The following is a 4,050-nucleotide window of genomic DNA, read 5'->3' as shown; positions in this document are numbered from 1 at the left end:
ACGCGAGCAACGCCGACCCGGTGTGCAGCAAGTCGCCTCAACACGGCGTGATCCTCAAGGCCCGCGAAGAGGCGGAGCACGCGACCCAGACCATTGAACAACTGGCCTTTCGCAATGAACGAAACTCACGCCTGATCGTCAAGGTCGGTTGAATGACATGCTGTCAGCCGAGGATCAGCGTTGCTACCTCAGGGTGACGGCAGGTAGGCCATCGCGCGCGATTCGCCCATCAACAGCGGATGATTGAGCTCCGCACAGGCGCGCAGGTATTCGGCGACCAAGGTGATCCGCTTGAGCTTGCGCAGGTCCTCGCTGTAGTACATCCAGAACTGTCGAGTGACCTCCACCTGGTCCGGCAATACTTCGCACAGGCGCGGGTCGGGACCTGCGAGAAAGCACGGAAGGATGGCCAGCGCGCGCCCCTCCAGCGCCGCATGATACTGGGAGACTACGCTGGTGCTACGCAGGCGGCTTTGCGCGCCGGGCAGCAGATCGTTCAGGTAGAGCAGCTTGAAGCTGAACGCCAGGTCCTCGACATAGGTCACGAAGGGGTGACTCGCCAAGTCCTCGCTATGGGTAATCGGTGGATGATTGGCCAGGTACTCCGGTGTCGCATACAGACGCAAGCGGTAGTCGCATAGGCGCGAGCACACGTAGGGACCGCGCTCGGGACGCTCCAGGGTGATGGCAATGTCCGCCTCGCGTCGTGACAGGTTGACGAAGTGCGGGACCGGCAAAATGTCCACTGAGATATGCGGATAGTGAATGATGAAGTGACTCATCTGCGAGGTGATGAAGCACGAGCCGAAGGCTTCGGTACAGCCGATACGCAGGTGCCCGGCAAGCCCCCCGGTGGTTCCTGAAACCTCCCCACAAGCTGCCAGCAGCGTACTTTCCAGTGTTTCCGCATGACTGATCAGGCGCTGCCCCTCGACAGTCATGACGAAACCCGACGCTCGGGACTTCTCGAAAAGCAGCGCGCCAAGGCTTTGCTCAAGGGCGCGGATGCGCCGCGACACCGTGGTGTAGTCCACCCCCAGGCGGCGTGCTGCGCCACTGGCGGTGCGAGCACGAGCGACCTCGAGAAAGAAACGCATATCGTCCCAATTCACGTGAGTTTGCGTTGTGCGATTTTGCATATTCATCAGGCTTTTCTGCCAATTCTTATTGGAAATTAGCCAACATATACTCGCATTCAGCCTGGTTTGACCAGCATCGTTTCTCCACCGGAAAGGCCCCGATTTCAATCAGGGCTAACGGCCTGAATGCAGGGTAAAAAACCTGTTTTCAAGGCGAAAAATGGCTGTTGCGCGGCAGCGCAATCACTGTCGCATTCGCCCCCGCCGAGGACACATCCGGCGGGCACCCTGTCGGCACCAAACCGGTGCCATGCGTTCCCCTCGCCTCCGGAAGATCGCCAGGGCAGCAACGACTCCAGCAGCATTCAGGTGATGTCCCGCCCAGGGATGTCGCCCGGGTACCCGTACGCCCCTCAAAAGGCCGACATACAACAACAATTAAAAGCGGAGCCTCACTATGACGACTGACCATCCGAACCACGTCCAGACCTGCGCCCGGGTCAGGGCCAATCCTGAATTCCAGCGCCTCAGCCGCCAGCGCTCAGTGCTGGCCTGGTCACTGAGCGGTGCGGTCCTGGCCGTCTATTACAGCTTCATCATGGTAGTGGCCTTCGCACCTGCCTGGCTGCACCTGCCGCTGTACGACGGTAGTCACCTGACCCTCGGCATGCCGGTTGGCGTGGCAATCATCTTGCTGTCCTGGTTGCTCACCGCCGGGTACGTGCACACCGCCAACACCCGTTTCGACGCGCTCAGCGCGCAGATCCTGCAGGAGACCCGCGCATGAAACGCCTACTCCCCCTTCTCGCCCTCAGCCCTTTGCTGGCCAACGCCGACACCATCACCGCGCAGAAGCAGCCGCTCAATGTGCATGCCATCGGCATGTTCTTCGTCTTCGTCCTTGCCACTTTGCTGATCACCTGGTGGGCGTCCCGGCGTACGCGCTCCGCTGCCGATTTCTACAGCGCGGGTGGCGGTATCACGGGTTTCCAGAATGGCCTGGCGATCGCCGGTGACTACATGTCGGCGGCCACTTTGCTGGGCCTCTCGAGCATGGTGTTCGCCCGGGGTTATGACGGCTTCATCTACATCATTGGCTTCTTCGTCGGCTGGCCCATCGTCACCTTCCTGATGGCCGAACGCCTGCGAAACCTGGGCCGCTACACCTTCGCCGACATCGTCTCCTTTCGCCTGGATCAGACGCGCGTACGCAGCTTCGCCGCCCTCGGCTCGCTGACAGTGGTGTGCTGCTACCTCGTGGTTCAGATGGTCGGCGCCGGCCAGTTGATCAAGCTGCTGTTCGGCCTCGACTATCGCACGGCGGTGGTTGTGGTCGGCGTGCTGATGCTGGTCTACGTGATCTTCGGCGGCATGCTCGCCACCACATGGGTGCAAATCACCAAGGCGGTCCTGCTGCTGGCGGGCGGAACGACCCTGATGCTGATGGCCCTGAGCCGCTTCGGCTTCAGCTTCGAGACGCTGTCGGCCCAAGCCGTAGCGGTGCACGCCAGCGGCGTGCAAATCATGGGGCCGGGCACCTTGCTGGCCGACCCGATCAACGCGGTGTCACTGTCCCTTGGCCTGGTCTTCGGCATTGCCGGCCTGCCGCACATCCTGATGCGTTTCTTCACCGTGCCCAATGCCAAGGAGGCGCGAAAATCGGTGCTGTTCGCCACGGTGTTCATCGGCTTTTTCTTCCTCGTGGTGTGCATCCTGGGCTACACCGCCATCGTCATCGTCGGCACAGACCCGCAGTACTACGTCGATGGCAAGCTGGGCGGCGCCATGATCGGTGGCGGCAACATGGTGGCCATGCACCTGGCCAAAGCGGTGGGCGGCAATCTGTTTCTCGGATTCCTCTCCGCCGTCGCCTTCGCCACCATCCTTGCGGTCGTGGCCGGCCTGGCCCTGGCTGGCGCCTCGGCGATTTCCCACGACCTGTATGCCTCGGTACTGAAAAAGGGCAAGGCCGACGAGAAGCAGGAGATGCGCGTGTCGCGTATCGCCACTGTCGGCCTGGGCATTGTCGCGATCTCCCTCGGCATTCTGTTCGAGGGCCAGAACATCGCCTTCCTGGTCGGCCTGACGTTCGGCATCGCCGCCTCTGCAAATTTCCCGGTACTGATCATGGCCATGTACTGGGGTGGCCTGACCACCCGTGGCGCCCTCTACGGCGGCCTGACCGGCCTGGTCAGCGCCCTGGCGCTGGTCATCGGGTCGCCGTCGGTGTGGGTCGGTGTATTGGGTCATGCCCAGGCGATCTTCCCCTACGACCAGCCGGCGCTGTTCTCCATGCCTTTGGCCTTCCTGGTCATCGTGGTGGCGTCCAGGCTGGACCGCAGCGAGCGCGCCGACCGTGAGCGCGCGGCCTATGCCGATCAGTTCGTCCGCGCCCAGACCGGCCTGGGGGCTGCCGTGGCCAGCAGTCACTAACGCTGCAGCATTGCGGGGCACCGGCCCCGAGCGCGAGTCCGCTCCTTTGCTTCGCGCTTTTTTACTCCCGCCCTGCGCTGCCCGGCGCAGGGCACCTTCAACCAGCCTTCCCGCCACCGGCCCCGGCCAGTGCGGGAACGGCTGGCTCATGACAACACTGCTCATAACAACACTGCCCATAACAACACTGCCCATAACAACACTGCCCATAACAACAAGAGACAAGCAATGAAACCTACCCTCTTCACCCTGTTCCTGGCAGGCAGCAGCCTTGCCACCCACGTCCATGCGGATTTCCTGGCAGACAGCAAGGCCAGCCTGGAACTGCGCAACTTTTACTTCAACCGGGATTATCGCCAGGCCAACGCCGCGCAATCGAAACAGGAGGAATGGGCCCAGGGGTTCCTGCTGCGCTATGAGTCAGGCTTTACCGAAGGTCTGGTCGGCGTCGGTTTCGACGCCATCGGTCTGCTCGGCGTCAAACTCGACTCCAGCCCCGATCGCGCCGGTTCCGGCCTGCTCAAACGCCACAGCGACA

General features: G+C 62.1%; 4 protein-coding genes and 1 pseudogene. 4 read left to right on the top strand and 1 reads right to left on the bottom strand.

The genetic code is table 11. From position 1 onward, the window contains the following. Positions 1-152 (top strand): annotated as a pseudogene (locus ABWY06_RS03625) (pyrroloquinoline quinone biosynthesis protein PqqE); the annotation flags it as partial. 36 nt (positions 153-188) lie between these two features. Here ABWY06_RS03625 and ABWY06_RS03620 read toward each other — a convergent pair. Beyond that, complete coding sequence (locus ABWY06_RS03620; protein ID WP_274078138.1) at positions 189-1,145, bottom strand: LysR family transcriptional regulator; 957 nt, start codon at positions 1,143-1,145, stop codon at positions 189-191. A 391-nt stretch (positions 1,146-1,536) separates the two neighbouring features. On the opposite strand from ABWY06_RS03620, the gene ABWY06_RS03615 reads away from it, so the two are divergent. From ABWY06_RS03615 to ABWY06_RS03605, 3 genes are all read left to right on the top strand, one after another. Beyond that, complete coding sequence (locus ABWY06_RS03615) at positions 1,537-1,866, top strand: DUF485 domain-containing protein (RefSeq protein WP_353924203.1); 330 nt, start codon at positions 1,537-1,539, stop codon at positions 1,864-1,866. After that, complete coding sequence (locus ABWY06_RS03610; RefSeq protein ID WP_353924202.1) at positions 1,863-3,512, top strand: cation acetate symporter; 1,650 nt, start codon at positions 1,863-1,865, stop codon at positions 3,510-3,512. The genes ABWY06_RS03615 and ABWY06_RS03610 overlap by 4 nt, the downstream gene beginning before the upstream one ends. 228 nt (positions 3,513-3,740) lie before the next feature. Next, positions 3,741-4,050: OprD family outer membrane porin (locus ABWY06_RS03605; protein ID WP_353924201.1), on the top strand; the 310-nt coding region annotated here is incomplete at its 3' end.

It is taken from the genome of Pseudomonas sp., from assembly GCF_040514055.1.
Classification (GTDB): domain Bacteria; phylum Pseudomonadota; class Gammaproteobacteria; order Pseudomonadales; family Pseudomonadaceae; genus Aquipseudomonas.
Note: the sequence above shows the minus strand (reverse complement) of the source record. Positions and strands in the feature narration are given on the sequence as shown.